An 879-nucleotide genomic window follows, 5' to 3' on the forward strand; every position below is an offset into this window, starting at 1 on the left:
GGGGACACGCTCCGGGGGTCGGGACCGCGCGTTCGGCCGAACCCGAAGGTTCCCGGCGCCCGGGGACCGGCCCCGGTTCAGGCCCCGACGGGACGGGCGGGCCAGGGGGCGTCGGCGGGCCGCAGCGCGTCGAGCCCCCCGGGACCACCGCGTGCGGCGAGCAGGGCGAGCACACCGGTCACCAGGCAGGTGTTCTGCAGCTCGCCCGCCAGGACGGCACGGCGCAGGTCCTCCAACGGCACCATGGCGCGCTCCATGTCGGCCTCCTCCTCGGAGACCTCGTAGCGTTCCCCCTCCGCCGAGGACAGTTCCCGGGCCAGGAAGATCCGCACCGCCTCGTCGGTCCCGCCGGGGCTGGTGTACAGGTCCACGAGCACCCGCCAGTCCTCCGCCCGCAGGTGGGTCTCCTCCCACAGCTCGCGGCGCGCGGCCGGCAGGGGCGGCTCGCCGGGCACGTCGAGCAGCCCGGCGGGGATCTCCCACAAGCGGCGCCGAACCGGATGGCGGTACTGGCGGATCACCGCGACCCGGTCCCGCCCGTCGATGGCCAGGACGGCGACCGAGCCCGGATGGACCTGGTAGTCGCGGCGCGCCACCGACCCGTCCGGCATCCGCACCTCGTCGGTGCGCACCCCGGTCTTCTTCCCGGTGAAGGGGAGGTCGGTGGAGACCACCGGCCAGGATTCGGGGGTGTCGCGCAGGGGCGTGTCGGTCGGGGGGTTTCCGGTGTCCGTCATGGCTCAGGCGTTCCCCTGCTCGGCGGGGGAGGCCGCGCCGGGGGTGCCGGCGCCCTCCGTGCGGGCCCGGACGGCGGCCCGGATCAGGCCCGCGAACAGCGGGTGGGGACGGGTGGGCCGCGACCGCAGCTCGGGGTGGGCC

General features: G+C 76.6%; 1 protein-coding gene. It reads right to left on the reverse strand.

What is annotated here, in order from left to right; translation table 11 throughout:
• Positions 1 to 77: 77 nt before the first annotated feature.
• On the reverse strand, positions 78 to 737 hold the full coding sequence (locus FOE67_RS27165) for an NUDIX domain-containing protein (protein ID WP_182667466.1): 660 nt from the start codon (positions 735 to 737) through the stop codon (positions 78 to 80).
• Positions 738 to 879 lie beyond the last annotated feature (142 nt).

It is taken from the genome of Streptomyces calidiresistens (assembly GCF_014141525.1).
Classification (GTDB): Bacteria; Actinomycetota; Actinomycetes; order Streptomycetales; family Streptomycetaceae; genus Streptomyces; species Streptomyces calidiresistens.

What these genes read in the sequence shown, in the direction of transcription:
- FOE67_RS27165 (WP_182667466.1), bottom strand. Translation starts at nt 737, where the DNA reads ATGACGGACACCGGAAACCCCCCGACCGACACGCCCCTGCGCGACACC.